13 protein-coding genes are annotated in these 21,680 nt (G+C 38.5%); 10 read left to right on the top strand and 3 right to left on the bottom strand.

Translation table 11 applies throughout. The features are described 5' to 3' along the window. Positions 1 to 112: 112 nt before the first annotated feature. From IG80_RS0105060 to IG80_RS0105050, 3 genes are all read right to left on the bottom strand, one after another. The gene (locus IG80_RS0105060; protein WP_032112825.1) at positions 113 to 2,599 is read right to left on the bottom strand and encodes a DNA translocase FtsK; all 2,487 of its coding nucleotides are present in this window, start codon (positions 2,597 to 2,599) and stop codon (positions 113 to 115) included. Positions 2,600 to 3,057: 458 nt separating this feature from the next. After that, positions 3,058 to 3,771: a class I SAM-dependent methyltransferase gene (locus IG80_RS13160; protein ID WP_052046057.1), complete on the bottom strand. Its 714-nt coding sequence runs from the start codon at positions 3,769 to 3,771 to the stop codon at positions 3,058 to 3,060. A gap of 357 nt (positions 3,772 to 4,128) precedes the next feature. Then, a complete protein-coding gene (locus tag IG80_RS0105050) occupies positions 4,129 to 5,796 on the bottom strand; it encodes a hypothetical protein (RefSeq protein WP_032112824.1) in 1,668 nt (555 codons plus the stop codon). Between the two features lie 883 nt (positions 5,797 to 6,679). Between IG80_RS0105050 and wecB the strand changes: the two genes are divergently transcribed. From wecB to IG80_RS0104995, 10 genes are all read left to right on the top strand, one after another. Beyond that, positions 6,680 to 7,792 (top strand): non-hydrolyzing UDP-N-acetylglucosamine 2-epimerase, encoded by a 1,113-nt coding sequence (gene wecB / locus IG80_RS0105045; RefSeq protein WP_032112823.1) that lies wholly within the window; start codon positions 6,680 to 6,682, stop codon positions 7,790 to 7,792. Between the two features lie 16 nt (positions 7,793 to 7,808). Further along, positions 7,809 to 9,050 (top strand): UDP-N-acetyl-D-mannosamine dehydrogenase, encoded by a 1,242-nt coding sequence (wecC, locus tag IG80_RS0105040; RefSeq protein ID WP_032112822.1) that lies wholly within the window; start codon positions 7,809 to 7,811, stop codon positions 9,048 to 9,050. Continuing rightward, a complete protein-coding gene (locus IG80_RS0105035; RefSeq protein WP_032112821.1) occupies positions 9,047 to 11,176 on the top strand; it encodes a bi-domain-containing oxidoreductase in 2,130 nt (709 codons plus the stop codon). Before wecC ends, IG80_RS0105035 begins: the two co-directional genes overlap by 4 nt. A gap of 3 nt (positions 11,177 to 11,179) precedes the next feature. Further along, complete coding sequence (gene asnB, locus IG80_RS0105030) at positions 11,180 to 13,195, top strand: asparagine synthase (glutamine-hydrolyzing) (protein WP_032112820.1); 2,016 nt, start codon at positions 11,180 to 11,182, stop codon at positions 13,193 to 13,195. Next, positions 13,195 to 15,189: an alginate lyase family protein gene (locus IG80_RS0105025; protein ID WP_032112819.1), complete on the top strand. Its 1,995-nt coding sequence runs from the start codon at positions 13,195 to 13,197 to the stop codon at positions 15,187 to 15,189. Before asnB ends, IG80_RS0105025 begins: the two co-directional genes overlap by 1 nt. A 7-nt stretch (positions 15,190 to 15,196) precedes the next feature. Continuing rightward, entirely contained in the window at positions 15,197 to 15,742 is a 546-nt protein-coding gene (locus tag IG80_RS0105020) for a hypothetical protein (protein WP_032112818.1), read from the top strand. A 701-nt stretch (positions 15,743 to 16,443) separates the two neighbouring features. Beyond that, positions 16,444 to 18,063: a glycosyltransferase gene (locus IG80_RS13155; protein ID WP_052046054.1), complete on the top strand. Its 1,620-nt coding sequence runs from the start codon at positions 16,444 to 16,446 to the stop codon at positions 18,061 to 18,063. After that, complete coding sequence (locus IG80_RS0105005) at positions 18,035 to 18,718, top strand: hypothetical protein (protein ID WP_032112816.1); 684 nt, start codon at positions 18,035 to 18,037, stop codon at positions 18,716 to 18,718. The genes IG80_RS13155 and IG80_RS0105005 overlap by 29 nt, the downstream gene beginning before the upstream one ends. Next, complete coding sequence (locus IG80_RS0105000; protein WP_032112815.1) at positions 18,715 to 19,473, top strand: hypothetical protein; 759 nt, start codon at positions 18,715 to 18,717, stop codon at positions 19,471 to 19,473. The genes IG80_RS0105005 and IG80_RS0105000 overlap by 4 nt, the downstream gene beginning before the upstream one ends. Continuing rightward, positions 19,448 to 21,574, top strand: coding sequence for a bi-domain-containing oxidoreductase (locus tag IG80_RS0104995; RefSeq protein ID WP_032112814.1), 2,127 nt, complete (start codon positions 19,448 to 19,450; stop codon positions 21,572 to 21,574). Before IG80_RS0105000 ends, IG80_RS0104995 begins: the two co-directional genes overlap by 26 nt. Positions 21,575 to 21,680: the final 106 nt, after the last annotated feature.

Genomic DNA, 21,680 nt, shown 5'->3' with positions numbered 1-21,680 from the left:
GCTTAACTTCCTAATTCCCACGACCCTCTTACGAGCCTACTTACAGGTGCAGCTCTTCGTTCCCCGCACTTCCCGCTTGTGTTTGAAAGGCAAGCAGAAAAGAGAGTACCCATCATAATATCTCACGCTTCCCAACATGGTTTGCCGGTCCTACGATGCCTTCTTTTTCCATTTGTTCAATGATCCTGGCGGCACGGTTATAACCAATCTGCAAGTGCCGTTGGACAAAGCTCGTAGAGACTTTGCCTTCGCGGCGGATAATCTCAATTGCCTGTTGATAGAGGGCATCGCCACCGTTGCGTGAGTCTTCCTCGTTACTACCAAGGACGAATTCCTCATCATCTTCTGTGATGCTTTCGATGTAAGAGGGCTCGCCTTGCATTTTTAAGAACTGGACAATCTTTTCAACCTCATCATCGCGGACAAAAGGACCGTGAACACGACTTAAGCGCCCACCACCCATCATATAAAGCATGTCACCTTGGCCAAGCAGTTGTTCAGCACCTTGTTCACCTAAAATGGTGCGACTGTCAATTTTACTCGTTACCTGGAAGCTGATACGAGTTGGGAAGTTTGCCTTAATCGTTCCTGTGATAACGTCAACAGAAGGGCGTTGGGTTGCCATAATCAAGTGAATCCCAGCTGCTCGCGCCATTTGGGCTAAGCGTTGAACGGCAGCTTCAATTTCTTTTCCGGCGACCAACATTAAGTCGGCCATTTCATCCACAACGACAATAATATAGGGGAGTGGATCCACAGCTAAAGATTGATTTTCAAAAATCGGTTTACCTGTATCAGGATCAAAGCCCGTTTGGACCCGACGCATCAACAATTCGCCCGAAAGTTTTGCTTCTGCCAGGCGGTCATTGTATCCATCGATGTTGCGTACGCCTAACTTTGACATCGCTCGATAGCGATTTTCCATCTCACGAACTGCCCATTTTAAAGCAACTACCGCTTTTTTCGGATCCGTCACTACGGGCGATAAGAGATGAGGAATGCCATCATAAACAGACAATTCTAACATCTTCGGGTCAATCATGATGAATTTACATTTATCAGGCGAGAGTCTGAAAAGAACCGATAGAATCATCGTGTTAATTGAAACCGATTTTCCTGATCCCGTCGTTCCGGCAACCAATAAATGGGGCATGCGCGCTAAATCGGCAATAATCGGATTGCCCCCAATGTCTTTGCCAAGAATAAGAGCAAGAGGCGAGGAGAATTTAATATAACTATCACTCTGTAAGAGTTCACGTAAATAAACAGTTTCACGTGATTTATTCGGTAACTCAATCCCAATCACATTACGCCCAGGAATGACGGCAATACGAGCGGCATGGGCGCTCATCGACCGAGCAATGTCATCTGCTAAACCAATAACGCGGGAGGTTTTAATGCCAGGCGCTGGCTTTAATTCATAAAGGGTCACCACAGGCCCTGGGCACACAGCAACAATTTCCCCACGCACTCCAAATTCTTGCAAGACTTGCTCTAGCTGTTGGGCGGCTTGTTGCAAGATCTCAGGGGCTAAAATGGCTGAATTTTTTTTCACGGCGGGCTGCAAAAATTCAGGTGAGGGTAGCTGGTAATCTTCATGAAGAGCTGGGCTATAGACAAATTCACTGCTGGCAGAGGTCATGGCGGCTTGCGAAGGCTGTTTGATCTTTACGCGCGCTGTCGCTGCCATAGAGGGTGTCGGTTCTGATGTTGGATAAGGGAAGAACTCTTCTGCGTTTAGGGTAGAGAGATCCTCCCTAATAGAGTCGTCTTCCTCTGATAAAGATGGTTCTGAAGAAGGAGAAGCAAAAAATGCCTGATAACTCTCATGAATCTCAGAGCGACGCTGTGCATCCGCATTCAAAATAATGGTAGATTTGCGAGCAAAAGCGGCCGTTGATTCTTCTTTTAATAGGGGAGGGGCGATCTTTTGGTTTTTTCCCCTGGTGGCTTTTTTTAATAAATGAATGGTGGGATAGACTAAGTAACGAAATAATCCAGCAAAAACAATAGTAATAGAATGCAAAAAACGCTGCCATTGGGCAGGACGTATGCCAAGACTATAGAAATAGAGAGGAATGAATAAGCCGAAGCTTAAGATACTAATGGCGGCGGGCATCCATCCCAAAGTACGTGTTAACTTTAGGAGAGTTAATATGCCAAAAGCTCCTCCTAAAGAAGGGGTCGTTAAATAGGATGTATGATTGGTAAACAGTCCCAAAAAAGTTGCAAACGTCAAAAACGCCAAACATAAAGAGACAAGCTTTAAGCTAAATCGTTTAATTGGGATCTCGGCTATTAAAAAACCTCCCCACACGAGAATCGCTAAAATTAATAAAATGGGCGCCAGACCAAATCCTTGAATGAAAAAATCAGCCACAATAGCCCCTGGTAGGCTAAGGATGTTGGATGCTGCAACTGTTGTTGCCGCATTAAGAGAAGGATCTTGCGGTGAATAACTAAACAAAGTTGTGGCAAAAACAAGGGCGAGCAAGCTAATGAGCACACCGGTTACCTGGCGAAAACGGCGGTGGAATTGCAAAATCATTGCTTCAGGCAGCAGAGAACTTTTTAAATGAGGTGCTTTTCTTCGAGCCATAATTATTTTTATAATTTCAAGTCTTTTGAAGCTATTATGGCAGGTTTTACCAAAATGAGAAAGTCTTGATTCTTCTACCAACCAATTTGAAGACCTGGAATTAAAGCGAGTAGAGATAAGAACTTTCCAAATGATACATGAAATGGGCTTGGTTTTTTGTCTTCTTAGGTCGAATTTACTCTATAAATAATAGCTAATAAAATTCTAAGTTAAGGCCCGACAACTTGAGACCGGGCTGGTTAGTTGGAATGTTTAATTACAGTCCCTTCTATCTTTAAAATAAAAGAGGTGGAAGAGAAGCGCAACCTCAAGCAGCTGGTCGCCTGCTTCAGTCTGGACAAGAAGATGCGACAGGATGTCTTCTTTATAAAAGATTAAAATCTGCTATAGGCCTATCCACTATTACCCATCGCCTCATGATCATCAGGCAGTTTTAAGACAAAAGATCAACAAATCCTCTATTGTTTTCTTATAACTCCTAAAATAACGCATCTAAACTTTTTGAAGAAAGAAAATTTGTTAACGATCCGCTCATACCCTATTCCCCCTAGATATAATAGAAAGTTAATTCTTAAATATTCAGGTCTTCCTTCAATAATATTGACTTCTTCGACAATAAGATTTGTCTTCTCACAATAATAACCAATGGCTTTTTTAGAGTTAACTTTATAAGCTGTCTTAAAGGTATCAACAGCCGCTCTACCCCGTAATTTATTATACAATCTGTGAAACCAAATCGGTGTAATCGTGGCTAAAATAGCAACATAATGCCATTTGTTAGGGGTTTTGAACAAAAATACGCCCCCTTTTTTTAAAACTCGCGAGACTTCAGAAAATACTTTGAAGGGATCGTAAATATGTTCAAGAACATTATTGCAGATGACGATGTCAAAGGTCTCATCCTCATAGGGAAGATTTTCTATATCTCCATGGTGAGCAATATCTAAATATTTATTTTCAAGAATACGAGGGTCTAAATCGATACCATAAACTTTATCAGCTAATCCTTTAAAATTGACCTGGGGAATAATCCCTGCGCCTGCCCCTAAATCTAACATGGTTGTTTTCGGGGTAATGCGGCTTTTTACTTTCTCCCTAAACAGAACATCGTCCCAGTTATCAGTAAATTTAGGATAAAATTTTTTATCAAGCCATGCAGAAATTTTAAGCATTGGTACCTAAGAATAATTATTAATGATTTTGTTAATTTCTCTCCTAGTCTTAACTAAAAAAAACAGTAAAGTAAACACTAACAAGTCTTCTATATTGTATCGTTTAAATATTCTTCAGATTCCTGCAAATTCTTAGCCGTCAGCAAGGGGGGGGAGGTATGTGGTCAACCCTGTTGTGTCGCTGAAGTAATCCGCGGAGTCAAATCGACGGAATTGCTCAACTACCATTAGAGAATAGAATCACCACAACATTATCCATAAAAAAATTTGGAAATATCTCACTCTTAACACATGATAATGTGAGTATTTGCTCACATTATCACATTCTCTTAAAATTGCAGCATTATATTTAAAAATCTAGTTAAAGGACAATACTTCAAATTCCAAAGAATTAATCCAAAACTCTGACGGCTCAGCATAGTTATTATAGATAAGTGCTTGAATAGACGTTACATTATTTGGAACAGAGAACTTGATAGAGCCTTGCGGAGGGGTACGGTTATTAAGTATAGCGTGCTCCGCCCCATTTATCCATGCTTTATGTTGATCCAACACACCAAGTGCTACACAACCCACTTCGATATCCATATTATACGAAAGCTTAACCGTTGAAAGCGGTTCAACAGGCAATATTTGACTCGCCACTTGATAAGGGTATACTCCGGAGGAAGTGCGGACAAAGGTTCTATTCTCTTCCCTGTTTACCGTTTGAGCTTCGTATATATAGTCGAAAATTAATTTTTCTGTAGATAATACTTTCATTACAAAAGAATCAATACAAAACTCTGAGGAAGCATAAGAGTTATTATAGATCAGTGGTTGCATAGACGTGACATCATGTGGGATAACAAATTCGATGGAGCTTTGCTGTTTCCCTGTTGAAGTGTATACAGCTTGCGACCCCTTAATGAAACTTTTATATTGGTTCAGCAGACCCAATCCCACACCACCGACTTTGATATCAATATCATATGAAAGCCTAACCGTTGAAAGCGGTTTAACTGGCAATACTTGACCCAACACTTGATAACTATATAAAGAGGGGGAAGTGCGGATAATGGTTCTATCCCCTTCTCTTGTCACCGTTTGAACATCTTGTGTATAGGCGGGAATTAATTTTATTTTTTTACCCATTGGCTCTTCAATCTCTGCTATAAGCATAGCATCGATAGTCTCGGAAAGAAGATTGTACTTCGCCTGCATTAAGCTTTGAATCGCCTCACTAACTCCTTCGATGCTCTTGTTATTGACGTGGTTTAAAGCATTTTTAAGTGCCTGCCTATCGATGTCATCTAAAAGAACATGAAGGACTGTGACGCCTCGAGTATCGGGAAAGCTTAAATCTTTTTCATCCCCAATTATTGCCCGATTAACCCCTTTATAAAATCCGTAAAAGGCTGTAGATTGGTTATAGCGCAGTTGAGGTACTGCCATATTGGCGGCAGAGGAAATACAGTTCGTCCCCGGCCCTGAATTATGAATAGAAATCCCAAATTGATTAGAGGGTGTTTGGTGCTCGGGCACAATGGCAAGATCAGAGGTAATCCCTAAAATTCCAGCCTTCAGCGTAATATTTTCACTGTAAGCTACGGGATAACTAGCCGCTTTATTTTGCGAAAAATAATACATGGGTCGAAGCAAAAGAGGTGATTGATCACTTATATCAGCGCCGGAATCATTAAAGAATTGAGAAAACCCCTGTACTACCACCATAAAGGGGTCACGGGCCCTCACGCCTGTTTTTTCCATCATGTCTTCTATCTGTGGATTTTGAAGCAAAATTCCTTCAGAAAGCTTCCCTTTAATGGCTAAAATTATTTCAGGAGGGTTAAAATCATTATAGTGATGTACTAAGGGGACTTGGGGAAGCCCCAAATATTGCGCTGTCTCACCAATATTTTGGGAGACAAGAGAAGCTGAATTGGAGCGGTGGCGAAGCGCAGTTTGGGGCGTTAATCTCTCCGCAGAAAATACTGCCGTGCTTAAGGATAAATATGCTAGAGATAGAAAAATAAGTTTTTGCATAATAGGGTCTCGGTTAAATAAAGTAATTTTGTTTATACTGATCGTTTTTCAAAGTTAAAAACTATCTTCTTCTTAATGTTATTGTCAGCCCTTATACTAAAAGAGAGATGACCCCCTGTATGATGGGGGGCTTTCTTCCCCAATAAGTGAAAAGAGTGAGATTGTGCAGTCTATACTTAGTACTTATAATGGTGATTAATTTTTTATTTTCCACATTTTTAAAAATAAAATCTATCTGTAAATTCCAGCCGATAAATGCTGAGAGCTAAACATTTAATAATCAACTGCGGTAAAGTAAAAAAAGAGAGAAACAGGCAATAAGGTGAATCTTTCTTTGGGAGAGAAAATAAGTGGTTTGTGGCACTGAGGCAAAAGCTTATGGCAATTAAAAATGTTTCTGTGAATCGTCAAGCTTAAAAATTATCAATGCCAAATTGTCTTTCAATAAGGCAGATTTCCTCTATGATCCCTTGTTTGTAATACCAAATATGTATTTGGCACTAATTAAACAGGCGCATCAACTCAAACCCTCAATCAAGCGAACCAGAGGCTCTGTGAACAGTTCGTGTTCAAGAAAGTTGGTGATATTTTGGGCAGCCAAAAAGGCCATAATCATCCTCATCCAGAACTGTTCACAGAGCCTAGAATTTGAATCGATAAAGACAGTAAACAAGGGGGACGGACCGCTTCTCCGACTATCGCCTCTTATTTGTGACCTTTCTCAGCTTTTTTAACAGAATTGGTGTTGTTTAATCAAGTTTTCTGCGACTTTAAAGGAGTAACGACTTGACGATAGCGTGATAAATAATGTACAACCTATTATCAATTATAAAAAATTTATTAATCTTCCGTAAGATATTAAAGATCTCATGATGAAAAAAAAATTTTATGCGTTTTTGGCACGCGGCCAGAGGCGATTAAGCTTTCTCCCCTTATCAATGTTCTAAAAAATGATGGCTCCTTCAACTTAGCCATCTGTGTAACAGGCCAGCACAAGGAAATGCTCCATCAAGTGTTAACACTTTTTGAAATTAAGCCTGATTTTGATTTAGAGGTCATGAAACCAAATCAGAATTTATCTGATTTAACAGGCAGTATTATTTCTGGTGTTTCTAGAGTGATCCAAGAATTTCAACCAGATTGCGTTTTAGTTCATGGTGATACAACCACCACCCTGGCGACATCGCTTGCCGCCTTTTATAATAAAGTGGATGTAGGGCATGTGGAGGCAGGACTGAGAACGTATGATATCTATTCACCTTGGCCAGAAGAAATTAATCGGCAATGTGTTGGGAAAATTAGCCGATTTCATTTTGCTCCAACGCTTAAAGCGAAACAAAATTTGATTTCCGAAGGCATTAGCGAAGATAAAATCTTTATCACGGGCAATACGGTGATTGATGCCTTGCAACAAATCCACCAGGCTGTAAGTCAAGATTCTCGCCAGGATCATTTCAATAATAAATTCCATTTCATTGATGAAAATAGAAAACTATTGCTCGTGACAGGTCATCGACGAGAAAATTTTGGTAAAGCTTTCGAAAATGTTTGCCATGCGCTCCGAGAAATCGCTCTGAGCAAAGACGTTCAAATTGTTTACCCTGTTCACTTAAATCCCCATGTTCAGTCTTGCGTTGCTAATATTTTAAACGGCCTTGCAAACGTGCATTTAATTGACCCCTTAGATTATGAATCTTTTGTTTACTTAATTGGAAAGTCTCACCTTATTATAACCGACTCTGGAGGAATCCAAGAAGAAGCCCCAGCTCTTGGAAAACCTGTTCTTGTTACGCGAGATACAACCGAACGTCCCGAAGCCGTCGAGGCGGGGACAGCCATTCTTGTGGGGACTGATCGCCAAAAAATTATTTCGCAAATAAATATTTTGCTAGAAGACCAAAGTGCTTACTCTAAAATGGCAAAAGCTAAGAACCCCTATGGAGATGGAACGGCCTCACAGCAAATTTGTAATATTTTAACTACGGAAATTTTTTAAAGGGTAGGACGCAGCTATGATAGAAATCACGATACTCGGTCTAGGATATATAGGCTTACCAACTGCTTGCATGTTTGCAAAGCATGGGAATAGTGTAACCGGAATAGATATTAATCAAGACGTTGTAAAGAAGATTAACCGTGGTGAAATGCATATTGTTGAACCAGGGTTAGAAGGGCTATTACAAGAAGTTGTGGCTAATAAAACTTTTGCAGCATTTGATAAAGTTGAAAAAACCTCAGATGTCTATATTATTGCGGTTCCTACCCCCTTTAAAGATAACTTTGTACCCGATATAAGTTATGTAGAGGCAGCGGCTAACTCCATTGCCCCTGTTTTAAAAAAAGGGGATCTTGTTATTATTGAATCTACTTCGCCCGTTGGAACAACGCGACGTATTTCTGAGCTTTTATCTAGAGTGCGGGCTGATTTGAAATTCCCTCATCAAGACAGTTATCCTTGTGTGCGCTTAGCCTATTGTCCTGAAAGGATTTTGCCGGGGAAGACTTTAGAAGAGCTTGTTTCCAATGATCGCGTTATTGGGGGAATGACACCTGAGTGCGCCCAAAAAGCTGCTTTAGTTTATCAAAATTTTGTTAAAGGTCAGTGTTTGCAAACGACAGCAGAAACAGCAGAAATGGCAAAACTAACAGAGAATTCTTTCCGAGATGTTAATATTGCTTTTGCTAATGAATTAAGTATGATTTGCGATAAATTAGGGATTAATGTATGGGAACTAATTAGCCTTGCCAATCGGCACCCCCGTGTAAATATCCTTCAGCCAGGCCCAGGAGTCGGAGGACACTGTATTGCCGTAGATCCATGGTTTATTTATCATAAAACACCAGACATCGCCAAAATGGTACGAATGGCGCGGGAAGTAAATGACTATAAGCCCCATTTTGTCCTTCATAAAGTTCACGATGTCATGCGCCAAACATCTTCCCAAACAGTGTCCTTTTTTGGACTTTCTTTTAAGGCGGATATTGATGACTTGAGAGAAAGTCCTGCTATGGATATTGTGAAAAATTATGCTGAGAATAATCCTGACCATCAAGTTTATGTCGTTGAGCCTCATATAGAAGAGCTGCCACTCGCTTTAAAAAGCCTTAATAATATTCAATTAAAAACTTTTGATGAGGCTTTAGAATCGCCTGTGGCTGTTATCCTCGTGGGGCATCAATTATTTGTTTCGGGAAAACAAAAATTAGTCCACCACCCAATGATTCTAGATTTTCAAGGGCTATTAAATTCATGAAACAGGTCGTTATTAACGCGGGCAGCGCTAAAATTGTGGACGTTCCCGCTCCCTTTGTTGACAGCAAATCAATCTTAGTGAGTGTTGATTATTCTTGTATCTCTGTGGGGACAGAGATGAAGAGTGTGCAATTATCAGCCATGCCTTTATATAAACGGGCTCTTAAACAACCTGATAACGTTAGAAAAGTATTACAATCGATTAAAGATAATGGACTGGCTGCAACTGTGGCTAAAGTTAAGGGAAAGTTAGATTTTGGGTCACCTTCTGGCTATTCTGCGGCAGGACGTGTAGTGGCCGTGGGGGCTGAAGTAAGTGGGTTCAGCGTTGGTGATGCTGTTGCTTGTGCGGGTGCTGGGATTGCAAATCACGCAGAAGTCATTAATGTGCCGGTAAATTTGGCGGTTAAAATCCCGGCTGGCGTCGATCAGCTCTCTGCCTCTACAGTGACGTTGGGCGCGATCGCCATGCAAGGAGTACGACGATTTAATCCTCTTTTAGGAGAAACAGTCGTTGTTTTAGGGATGGGGATTCTGGGAGCTATCACGACACAGATTTTAAAAGCCAATGGGTGTCAAGTTATTGCTGTGGATGTAAATGACCAACGTCTAAAGTACGCGCAAACAATTGGTGCTGACGTGGTTCTTAATCCTCTTAAGGGGGAGTATGACGAGAAAGTAAGACATTATACAGATGGATATGGCGCAGATGGTGTGATTATTACCGCTGCTTCTCCTTCGGATGTGATTGTCCATCAATCGGCTTTAGCCACCCGTCGTAAGGGTCGGATTGTTTTGGTGGGCGATGTTGGGCTAGGGTTACGCCGGGAAGATTTTTATCAAAAAGAAATCGATTTTCTCATTTCTTGTTCTTATGGTCCGGGTCGTTATGATCCTTATTACGAAATGGAGGGGCACGACTATCCTCTTCCTTATGTTCGTTGGACAGAGAATAGAAATATGAGTGCATATCTTTCCTTAATCTCTCAAGGAAAAATTGAAATCCCAGGAGACAATGTATTTGGTATTGATGAGGTTAAACAGGCCTATCAAGCATTAGGACAGGGTGAAACAAGTCCTTTAGCAGCTTTTTTAACCTATCCTCGATCAGAAGAAGAAAGATTGCAATCAAGTGTTGCTTTATTAAACCCGGTAAGGGAGGGGATGCGTTTAGCGATTGTGGGGGCTAGTTCTTTTACACAATCTGTCCATCTACCTAATATTACTCGGATAAAAGAATGTGGTATTCATGCGGTTATGAGCCGTACAGGGACAACGGCCACTGCTATTGCTCAACAGTATCAAGCAACTTATGCGACGACAGATTATGAAAAAATTTTAACAGATGACAAGGTTGATGCTGTTTTAATTTCAAGTCCACATAATCTTCATGCGAGCCAGGTTCTTAAAGCTCTAGAGGCAGGGAAAGCAACCTTTGTTGAAAAACCATTAGCTACAACTCACACACAGCTTCAACAAATTAAGAATTTCTTTAAAGAAAGAAAAAGTTTTCCGCTCTTAATGACAGGCTTCAATCGTCGTTTTTCTCCGGTCATGGTGATGTTGAAGCAGCACCTTAAAGAACGGCAAACCCCCTTGATCATTAATTATAGGATGAATGCGGGTTTTATTCCCAAAGATCATTGGGTTCAAACTCACGAAGGGGCGGGCCGTAATATTGGAGAGGCCTGCCATATCTACGATATTTTTAGCTACTTGACAGGATCCCGACCTCTTTCAATTTCGGCGCACGCGGTGGGACCTAATTCTGAGCAATGGGTGAAGAATGATAATTTTGTGGCTACTATTCGTTATGAAGATGGCTCTGTGGCAACTCTTACCTATACGTCTCAAGGATCTAAGATTTTTCCTAAAGAAAGAATGGACCTCTATGTCGATGGAAAAGTATATTATATGGATGATTATAAAAAACTAGAAAAATATGAGACGAAAAAGCAGGAGCTTTATACAGCATCCTCTCCGGATAAAGGGCATAAAGAAGAAATGAAGGCATTCATCTCTTGCTTTACTCAAGGAAGGGAATGGCCTATTAGCTTAGAGGACCAAGTCCTTGCAACCCATATCAGCCTCTGTGTTGAAGACCAAATTCAAAAGGATAAAATATAAACGATGTGTGGTATTGTCGGAATCTATAGCCCTAATAGTGAGATTTCTTTAACAGATGATCAATTTCACAAAATGCGTGATGAAATGTTCCATCGGGGCCCCGATGGAGGTGGAAGTTGGAGATCACCTTGCGCGCGTGTTCTTTTAGGGCATCGTCGCTTATCTATTATTGACTTAAACACAACAGCTGATCAGCCCATGTGCAACGAAGATGGCATGATTTGGGTTACTTTTAATGGTGAGATATATAATCATTTATCTTTACGCGAAGAGTTAAAATCTAAAGGTCATACCTTTAGGACCGATCACTCAGATACAGAAGTGTTGGTGCATGGCTTTGAAGAATGGGGTATCGAAGGACTTGCGCATCGTATTGAAGGTGACTATGCCTTTGCTATTTGGTGTGGCCGTACTCAAAAATTATATGCTTTGCGCGATCGTATGGGGGTAAAACCCCTGTATTTCTCCTTTGTTGGACCAGGCTTAGTTTTTGCTTCTGAAATTAAAGCATTATTAAAGCATCCACAGATGCCGCGTGATGTAAACCCAGTCGCTATGTATCATTATTTATCATTTTTGACTACGCCTGCCCCGATGACAATGTTTGAAGGGATCTATAAGTTACCAGCGGGTCATTATATTGAGATGGACAATCATGGGAATTTTAACACTCATCGTTATTGGAACGTAACCTCAACAACCTCCGTAGACATGAGTGAATTCCAATCTCGCTTAGAAACAGAAGGTGAGTCGTACCTTATTAACGAAATAAGATCGCGGCTTATTAAGTCCGTTGAGGACCGAATGATGGCTGATGTGCCGATGGGTGTCTTTTTATCAGGGGGGATCGATTCTTCGGTTAATGCCGCCTTGATGAGTCGATATTCTTCAGCGCCTGTAAGGACATTTACTGTTGGATTTAAAGATTATAAGCATTTAAATGAACTTGATTATGCAAAGCAGATTGCCAAAGAGTTTAAAACTGACCACCATGAAATTCTGATCGATCGTAAAGATATGGAATCTTATTTGCAAAATTTGGTTCATTCTCAAGATGAACCTCTAGCTGATTGGGTTTGTATTCCGCTTTACTTTGTCTCAAAACTTGCCAAAGATTCTGGCATGACGGTGATCCAGGTAGGTGAAGGCTCAGATGAGCAGTTTTCTGGTTACGCTTCTTATATGGGATACTTGGATCTTTACAAAAAATATTGGACTTCTTTTAGAAGGTTGCCCAAATTTGTTCAGGGCGCTCTTTCTAAAACGGCTATAGCGGCTTCTGGGATTCATCCTAAATTAGAAGTGTATGCTGACATCATTAGCCGGGCTTATAATGATCGGGAGCATTTTTGGAGCGGGGCAACGGTCTTTTGGGATACACTCAAAAAACAGCTTGTTAACAAAGATGCCTTTCAACCTTTTATTGAGGCGGGGCATAATACTAAGCTAGATTCTCTGGGGCTTGGTAAAATTTCGCAATTAGATACTTTTTCGGTTATTAAGTCGTTTAAGGATGCCTTACAGCAAAAAAGACCTAATCACGATATTCTTTCGCGCATGATTTATAATGAGTTCCAGTTAAGATTGCCAGAACTTCTTCTCATGCGGGTAGACAAAATTACAATGTCTCAATCATTGGAGGCGCGCGTTCCCTTTCTTGATCATAAGCTCGTTGAATTTTCCTACAATATTCCTATGGAATATAAGGTTAAAAATAATGTGCCCAAATATATTCTCAAAAAAGCGGTGGAAGGAATTATTCCCGATAATATTATTTACCGTAAAAAAATGGGCTTTGGGGCTCCTATGAGCCAGTGGCTCAATGAATCTTTCGGCAAAACTGTTGAAGATGCCATTATGCAATCACCTTTACTCCAGCGGGGATTCTTTAATAAAGATTATATTAAAAATCTTTTTGCCCACCATCGCTCGCAACGGCGAGATAATTCCTTATATATCTGGACAATTTTTAATCTTACTTCCTGGTATGACTATTGGATTGAAGGAAAGAATAGTTAATGTTTATAGAGCGTATAAGGCGGATTCTAAAAAAACCGCTTCATTATATTTTATGGCGCCTCTTATATGAAGCAAAAGCAGAGTTGGCGCGATTTTGGGAGCCATTACTACCCTCTATCATCTCCAATAAGAAAATCTTCAGGCAATTTGGAACCGGTGATATACAGGACTTATGGCAAAAATTATCGCAAAAAGAATTTTGTACGCTCACGACGCGCGTCGAACTTAAAGAGTTTGAATCTGCCACTGGAGCTTTGGCCACTACTATTTTTCAAAATGCCAATAAAGCTTTGAACCATCAAGTGACGCTTTTGGGGTTGAAAGATGCTTTTTTAGGAGATGATATCGATTGGGGCAAAGATTATAAAACAGGGAAAACTTGGCCCAAGTCGTATTTTAGAGGGATTGATTACGTTAATTTTGAGCAGCCAAGTGATGTAAAAATCCCATGGGAAATTTCCAGGATGCAATGGATGCTTCCTTTAGGCCAAGCTTATATGTTAACTGGCGATGAAAAATATGCCCAAAAATCAAAAGACCTTATTGAAGACTGGATAAAAAAGAACCCGTTTACAAAAGGCGTCAATTGGGCATGTACCATGGAAGTAGGAATCCGAATTGTGGTTTTTTCGTGGTTTTTTCATGTTTTTAAAAAGTCTACTGCTTGGCAAGATAAGAATTTTCAACAAAACTTTATAAGGAACATCTATTTTCACGCCAATTTTACAGTACGGCATTTAGAAAAGTCTGATATTAATGGCAATCACTATATTGCTGATGCGATGGGCTTAGTATTTGCGGGAATTTTCTTTGGTCTTGAGCATAAAAGTGCACAAAAGTGGATGGGTCTTGGCTGGTCTATTTTAACGGAAGAAATAAAAAAGCAGATATATGCGGATGGCGTAGATTATGAGGGATCGATTCCCTATCATCGGCTTGTGTTTGAAATATTTTATTTTAGTGCTCGATATGCGTCTTTAAATGGGGTAAAAATTCCCCATTTTTATAAAGAGGCTTTAATAAAAGCGGCAGATTTTGCGGCACATTATTCGCAACCTGACGGGTCTTGCCCGCTGGTCGGAGATAATGATGATGGTCGTATTTTACCTTTTGGCTGTCAAGATCTTAATGATCATCGATATCTTACCGATCTAAATACCTACGGACTTAATCTTTCTGCCCTATCTGGCAACCATAGTCCTGATAGAACTGAAATTTTTTGGAATTTGTTACCGCGTGAGCAATTAAATTTCAAAACCGTTTCTAACGAAATGTTAAGATCAAAGAGTTATCCGACCGCCGGCTATTATATTATGCGTCATCAGGATAATCATATTTTTATTAACTGTGCATCGCTTGGCTTGGGAGGTAGAGGAGGGCATAGTCATAATGACGCCCTCTCGTTTGAAGCGGTATTAAAGGGGGAAAAACTAATTACCGATTCAGGCGCCTATATTTATACAGCAGACTATCAAGCACGAAATTATTTTCGTTCAACAGCGGCGCATAATACCCCCTATATTCCAGGCAAAGAAATTAATACAATGCCGGGAACAAAGTTAATATGGTCTTTAGTGGATGAGGCCAAGCCAGAGTGCCTTTTATGGCAGGAAACAGAAAATCATCTTATTTTTAAGGGTGAGCATTTTGGCTATAAAAAATTAGAGCCATCCTTAACAGTGAGACGAGAAATTAGTTTAGAAAAAACGACTTCTACTTTGAAAATTGAAGACAGTTTTGACTCCCCCCAATTATGTTCTGTATTTATCCCTTTCCATTTGGATGAAAATGTAATAATAATTCAAGAAAACAATAAGATAAGGGTGAAAAAAAACAATAAGTTTTACCATTTATTGTTTAAAAACTCTCAGGAAATTTTTGAAATTAAAGACTCTTGGGTGTCAAAAAGTTATGGAGTAAGAGTAAAAAGGCAAACTCTTATTTTCAAAGTTGACTCTCACCAGAGTTTTACCTTGTATATTACTCCAGAGTAGAAATTATATGTTTATCAGAGCTTATAAAGATTCATTACTTAGAATAGTTAGCATTTTATTCAATTTTGGTATCGCCGTTTTTATTACCCGTCTACTATCTATTGAGGAAAGAGGCACGTTTGGTATTATTACTAACGATGCTACTTTAGTGGCACAAATTTTTAATTTCGGGCTTCATACTTCAGCGCTTCTCATCTTGGGAAAAGGTCGAGATAAAGTAGAAGATTATCTGAATTTATCCATTTATTTGACGTTAACAGCTATAATTTTTTATATTATATGGATGGGAGTTTTCTCAGTTTTATCTATTGTGAGTATATTTACCACTTTTTCAATTATTTTTTCTTTATTTTCTATATTTTTTACAAGTGCTTACACTGCTATTGGTAAAACAAGATTATTTAATACTCTAGAAATTATTAAAAATTTAATTTTATGTTTGGTACTGTTTCTCAGCCAAGGTATAAGCTCTGATTTGCTATCGGTATATATAATTTATATTCCTGTAAATTTTTTGTTTTATGCAGTAATCATTTCTTTTTTGGAAAGATAGATTTCAAATACAGGCGAGGCTCACTAGACTTTTTAGTAAAAAACCTAGCTGTTTCCTTAAAATCTTACCTATCATGTACCCTAGCATCCCTCATTTTTTGGTATGCTATTTATTTTGCTAAAAACCAAGAAAAAATTCTGATAATAACTCAAAAGGATTTAGGTCAATTTATTTTATCTTTTTCTCATATTAGTTATGTAACCGTTATTTTTTCGTCTATTTCTCTGATCTTTACGCCTGAATTTATCGCTCAAGAAAGCAATAAAGCAACCTTAGAAGGTACATTCAAACTTGTCTTTATTAATCTCCTCATTTTAAGTATAGGCGTCTTAACGTTTTACTTATGGATGGAGGATGTATTTGCTCTACTCTATGGGGAAAAAAACCGTATTTGTGGCGTTTATTTTAAAAAAATGATCCCCATTTGTTATGGTATGGTTTTTTTATCAAGTATTGCCCCTTTTATCACCGCTCTTAAAATGCCCCTTATTTCGATAATAGCACCAGCTTTTAGCTTAATATACCTTGTATTATTAACACAATATTCTTCTGGTCCATTGGGAATTGTGGGGCTTATTAAGTTATTTTTTTATACCATTTCTGTATGGTCTATTATGTATGGGGCCTTCTTACTTAAAGAATTTTTTAGGAATATATCCCCCCCAGGGTCTAAGCACATTAAAAGGAGTTAAGAGGTTATCGTGTATACAATTGCCCTTACCATTTATAGCAAAACAATGATGGAAAAAGTTGAAATAATGAAGCAATATAATGTTAAAGATGTTATATCCCTTCAAGAAATTTCGAAGAACAAAATTGCCGATGTTTTGAAGTTTATATTTTCCATTTCTGGAAGAGTATTACTTTACGCCAATGCTCAAAATGAAAAAATTTTTACCAATGTGATGCTTTTTGTTTTTATGCTTTCCCCTTCTTTCAAGGCTGACCTGATTGATGAGTTGGGAAATAAAAAAAGTTATAACAAATTGACAGCATTAATTCCTATATTGAAATCATGTCTGTTAACTTTATGGGGAGCTTTTCTATTATTTTTCTCTTATATTACCTGCTTTTTTTATTATCCTCTTGAGAAGAAAAAAATAGGTAAAATTGCAAAAAAAGCTCTTTATTTGAAGTCTAATTTTTGGATTTCTGTTAATGCTGGGGGATCAGTTGGACATGTTAAGGGAGTAATAAGTGGCTTAGAAAAAAATGACTATCTCGTTACTTACGGAGGGCTCGATGAATATATAAAGAGCAATCAGAAACTGCCAATTATACCTTTGAAAAATTCCTCGCTTCTGGAAGAAACAAATGCTTGTTTGTTTGATTATTTTTACACCAAGCAACTTAAAAAATATAATTCAGATAAATATTCATTTGTTTATAATAGAATAAGTCTAAACAGCCTTTCTGCTCTAAAATATTCAAGAAGAAATAAGCTTCCTTTTATCTTAGAATACAATGGTTCCGAAGTTCGAATATATAGGAATTGGGGGAAGCCCCTTATTTTTGAACGTTTTTCTCAAAAAATTGAAATCACTAATTTAAGATGTGCAGATTTAATTATAACAATATCAGAGCCTTTACGAGAAGAATTAATTCAGAATGGAATATCTCCTGAAAAAATTGTAATGTATCCTAATTGTGTAGATACAGAAAATTACGATTCTGCTCGGTTTATGGCGAATGATTTGCAGGAATTAAGACAATCAATTAGCCTATCTGAAAAAGATTTAGTCTTTACTTTTATTGGTACTTTTGGAAAATGGCATGGCGTGGATTTTCTGGTAGAAGCAATTCGTGACCTATATGTAGAAAATGAAGGTTTTCTCAAGCAACATAATCTAAAATTCCTGCTAATTGGTGATGGCTTGATGATGTCAGCTGTTAAGGAAATACTTTCTCAAACACCTGGCCTAAATAAATATCTCGTGTTAACAGGGTTGATTCAACAAGATCATGCTATATCGTATCTTGCAATGTCAGATGTATTTTTATCTCCTCATACTTCGCAACCGGATGGGAAAAAGTTTTTTGGCTCTCCTACAAAACTTTTTGAGTATATGGCTATGGCCAAGCCAATTATCGCTTCTGATTTAGATCAACAAGGCGAAATTTTAGCTGATTTAAAGCTTAAGAGAAACTATGATGGTATAATGCTCTTTGAACCCAGTAATAAACAGCATTTAAAAGAGAAAATATTAGAAATGGCCCTAATCTATAGATCTTTATCGTCTCATTTTGAAGAAACAAGAAGCTATGCAATATCTCATTATACTTGGGGTATTCATGTTAAAAAAATATTGGAAAAGCTTTAATATGCCTATTTATTTATATCTAATTACTTACTTTATATTATCACTCTTGGGCATCCTTTTTCTTATCTTTGATAACCAAGAGTACTTAGCAATGTATGAATATATGTGCGGGGTGGCGCGGCCAGTTATTGACTCCCCTCATAAACGTTATATATTGATTGGATTATCTATTCTTTGTCCTCTCCTTTTATCAATGTTTTTCTTTTTTGCTAATAAATTTATTAGTAAGCTTTCTAAGCTAGAGGAACTATTAAAAAAAATTCCATTGGAAAAGAGAGTTAATAACCTTGTTATATATTTTCTGACTTTTTTAGCCTATATGTATGTTATTTATAGTTTTAATAATATTGTGGGATTACATAATTTAATTTATGCTTTTACAAATTATAATACCCATATCTCCGCTAGATTTCTCTTATTTAATGCTACCACTTCACCGTTTTTCTGGGTTGTTTTTTACTCCTTTATCCCCGTTTTTTCTGGTTATCTGTACCTACAAGAAGAAAATAAAAAAAGAAAGTTTCTTATCGGATCGCTTCTTTTTCTAATTTCTTTATTAACATTACAAAAAAATACCCTTTATTATTTATATTTTTCTATTCCTTTTAAATTTTTAAAGGAAAGAAAGATTATCTGTTTTAAAAACATTTTTTGATTACTTCTTCTGGGATAGTGTTTTCCCTTTTAACAATTCTTCCCTCAAAATATTTAACACCAGAGATAAAATTTGAATATCAGGTACCAAAGAAAATTGATAGGAGTGAAGAAGAAAAAACCAGCATTAATGATTTAGATAAAATTTATCAAAACAATAAGGGGCTTTTAGAAAAATCAAAAACTCTATCAAAAAAACAACATGCACAGACGAGAATGTATTTTGACGGGGAACTATTAAAGAAATTATATCCAATTTTAGCGTTAGTGAATCGCTCTTCAATTACAAATGCTTATTATGTTGAGATCTTCCCTGACCTCCATCCGTTTATTGGATTGGATTGGACATACTTTTTCCCCTTTAAAAATTCTTTCAACGAAGGTAAATTTCTTTGGAGATTCTTAAATGGCAATTTTGCTGCTGATGGGGGCGCTTCTGTGGTTCCTTTTCAATACAGTATTTTTAGCCGTGCTGGTCTTTTAAGTGCCTTCTTAGTATCAGGATTAGTTGGTCTATTATTAGGAGGTATTTGGGGGCTAATATCGAAAATTGCTGCTGAGGATTATAAAATCCTTTTTCAAGCTATTATCTGTATCTTCTTTGTTTATTTAAGTATTGATACTTTAAAAAGCTCCTTATATGCGGGATATGGGATGGTTGTTTGGGCGGTTATTGTTTTCATTATTATAGGTATCAATTTTTTATACAGTCTATTGACAGGAAAGCTAAATGAAGCAAATTCTACAAAATCTTAAAAATGGGCAAACATATGTAGAGGATGTGCCAGCGCCTGGATCTTCGGCAGGGACTGTTCTAATTCAGACTCTTAATACGCTTATCTCCATTGGTACAGAAAAAATGGCGGTGGATTTTGGACGCTCAAGTATAATTGGGAAAATCAGAAAGCAACCTGATAAGGTACGGATGGTTTTAAACAAAGTTAAGACAGATGGCATTATCGCGACCTATGAATCTGTTCAGGCAAAATTAGAGCAACCATTGCCCTTGGGATATTGCAATGTGGGGATTGTGTTAAAGTCATCAAACCAGCATTCTTTTAAGGTAGGAGAGCGGGTGGCTTCCAATGGGGCGCATGCTGAAATCGTTGGCGTTTCCCCTAATCTTTGCTGTAAGATTCCTGACAATGTCTCTGATCAACAGGCAGCGTTTACTGTTATGGGCGCTATTGCCCTTCAAGGGGTAAGGCTTGCGCGGCCCACCCTTGGTGAAACGTTTGTTGTGATGGGGCTCGGCCTTGTGGGCTTATTAACTGTTCAACTGTTGCGAGCTAGCGGCTGCAAAGTTATTGCGATTGATTTTGATGAGAAAAAGCTAGAACAAGCTGCCCAATATCAAGCAAAAACAATCAATGCTGCTAAAGTCAGTGATGTTGTTCAGGCTATTCTTCATGCCAATAATGGGGAAGAGTGTGATGGCATTTTAATGACCTTATCGACTGATAAAGATGAACCGATTCACAATGCCGCCCAGGTTTGCCGTAAGCGAGGGCGTATTATTCTTGTCGGGGTCACGGGTCTTAAATTATCCCGGGCGGATTTTTATGAAAAAGAAATTTCATTTCAAGTCTCATGTTCCTATGGACCTGGACGGTATGATCCAGTTTATGAAGAAAAGGGAAATGATTATCCAAAACCATTTGTCCGTTGGACTTCCCAACGCAATATGCAAGCATTTTTGGATATGGTGTCTTTAGGAAAAATAGTTGTTGATGATCTTATCAGCCATGTCTTTTCTGTGGACGAAGCCGCCCAAGCTTATGAGTTAGTCGCCAAAGGACAAACTACTCTTGGCGTTCTGTTAAAATTTTCAGAATCTGAAACAAAGGTATCTAAATCCCAGACAATTTCCTATGCGGTCGACCTGTCAAAAGCTTCGGCTATTCAGGTTGGAGTTATTGGTGTGGGCAATTATGCTCAGCGTATCCTGTTGCCTTACTTTAAACAGCAAGCAACCAAGATGCACACGGTTTGCTCTTTCGGGGGGGTCAGTGCCGCCCATGCGGCCAAGAAATTCGGTTTTAGGTTTAGTACGTCCTCAGCTGAAGAGGTGATCACTTCGTCAGAAATAAATTCTGTTGTCGTGGCCACACGTCATAATACTCATGCTTCTTATGTTTTAAAGTGTCTGGAAGCTGGAAAGCATGTGTTTGTAGAAAAACCTTTTGCCTTGAGATTAGATGAAGTTGATGCAATTGAATCCTATTATGCCCGTATGTTAGCAAGCAAGAAAACAGTTCCTCTGTTAACAGTAGGATTTAATCGTCGCTTTTCTCCGTTTAGTCAGAAGATGAAAAGTTTATTAGACAGAGAGCCGGCTCCTAAAACATTAATTATGACTATAAATGCGGGATTTATTCCGGCCGATCATTGGACACAAGATCTTGAAATTGGTGGAGGTCGTTTGGTTGGTGAAGCGTGCCACTTTATTGACTTGGCTCGTTTTTTCATTGGTCGAAAAATCATCAATTTTTCTGTCAATGCTCTGCCAAATAAGCAACTTTCTCAAAGTGATTGTGCGACTATTTCCCTTACTTTTGAAGATGGCTCTCAAGCAACAATTCATTATCTTGCCAATGGGCATAAATCCTTTGCCAAGGAGCGTATAGAAGTTTTTTGTGCTGGAAAAATCTTACAGCTTGATAACTTTAGAGCCCTAAAGGGGTATGGCTGGCCTGGTTTTAAAAAGATGTGGTCCTTTACACCTGATAAGGGGCAAAAGAATCTGGTAGAGGCATTTTGCAAAGCGGTTCTTGGAAAAGAAGACGCTCCGATTCCCTTGGATGAAGTGATAGAGGTGGCAAAAACAACCATTCAAATTGGCCAGAGCTTATGTTAGCTCGCTTTTCCTTATTTTTTAATACGTTAAAATACTTAAAGGTGCGTCAAATAATTTGGCGCATCTACTATTACCTGCCGCTACGGTGGTTTTTTTTTCCCCGTCT

The sequence above is a fragment of the Candidatus Paracaedibacter symbiosus genome (assembly GCF_000757605.1).
Taxonomy (GTDB): domain Bacteria; phylum Pseudomonadota; class Alphaproteobacteria; order Paracaedibacterales; family Paracaedibacteraceae; genus Paracaedibacter_A; species Paracaedibacter_A symbiosus.
This window is presented reverse-complemented; position numbering and strand designations above follow the sequence as displayed.

Bases quoted from the DNA above. Each gene is read 5' to 3' on its own strand.
- wecC (WP_032112822.1), top strand. From the start codon at position 7,809: ATGATAGAAATCACGATACTCGGTCTAGGATATATAGGCTTACCAACT.
- IG80_RS0105060 (WP_032112825.1), bottom strand. From the start codon at position 2,599: ATGGCTCGAAGAAAAGCACCTCATTTAAAAAGTTCTCTGCTGCCTGAA.
- IG80_RS0105025 (WP_032112819.1), top strand. From the start codon at position 13,195: ATGTTTATAGAGCGTATAAGGCGGATTCTAAAAAAACCGCTTCATTAT.
- IG80_RS0105005 (WP_032112816.1), top strand. From the start codon at position 18,035: ATGTTAAAAAAATATTGGAAAAGCTTTAATATGCCTATTTATTTATAT.
- IG80_RS0105050 (WP_032112824.1), bottom strand. From the start codon at position 5,796: ATGCAAAAACTTATTTTTCTATCTCTAGCATATTTATCCTTAAGCACG.
- IG80_RS0104995 (WP_032112814.1), top strand. From the start codon at position 19,448: ATGAAGCAAATTCTACAAAATCTTAAAAATGGGCAAACATATGTAGAG.
- asnB (WP_032112820.1), top strand. From the start codon at position 11,180: ATGTGTGGTATTGTCGGAATCTATAGCCCTAATAGTGAGATTTCTTTA.
- IG80_RS0105020 (WP_032112818.1), top strand. From the start codon at position 15,197: ATGTTTATCAGAGCTTATAAAGATTCATTACTTAGAATAGTTAGCATT.
- IG80_RS0105035 (WP_032112821.1), top strand. From the start codon at position 9,047: ATGAAACAGGTCGTTATTAACGCGGGCAGCGCTAAAATTGTGGACGTT.
- IG80_RS13160 (WP_052046057.1), bottom strand. From the start codon at position 3,771: ATGCTTAAAATTTCTGCATGGCTTGATAAAAAATTTTATCCTAAATTT.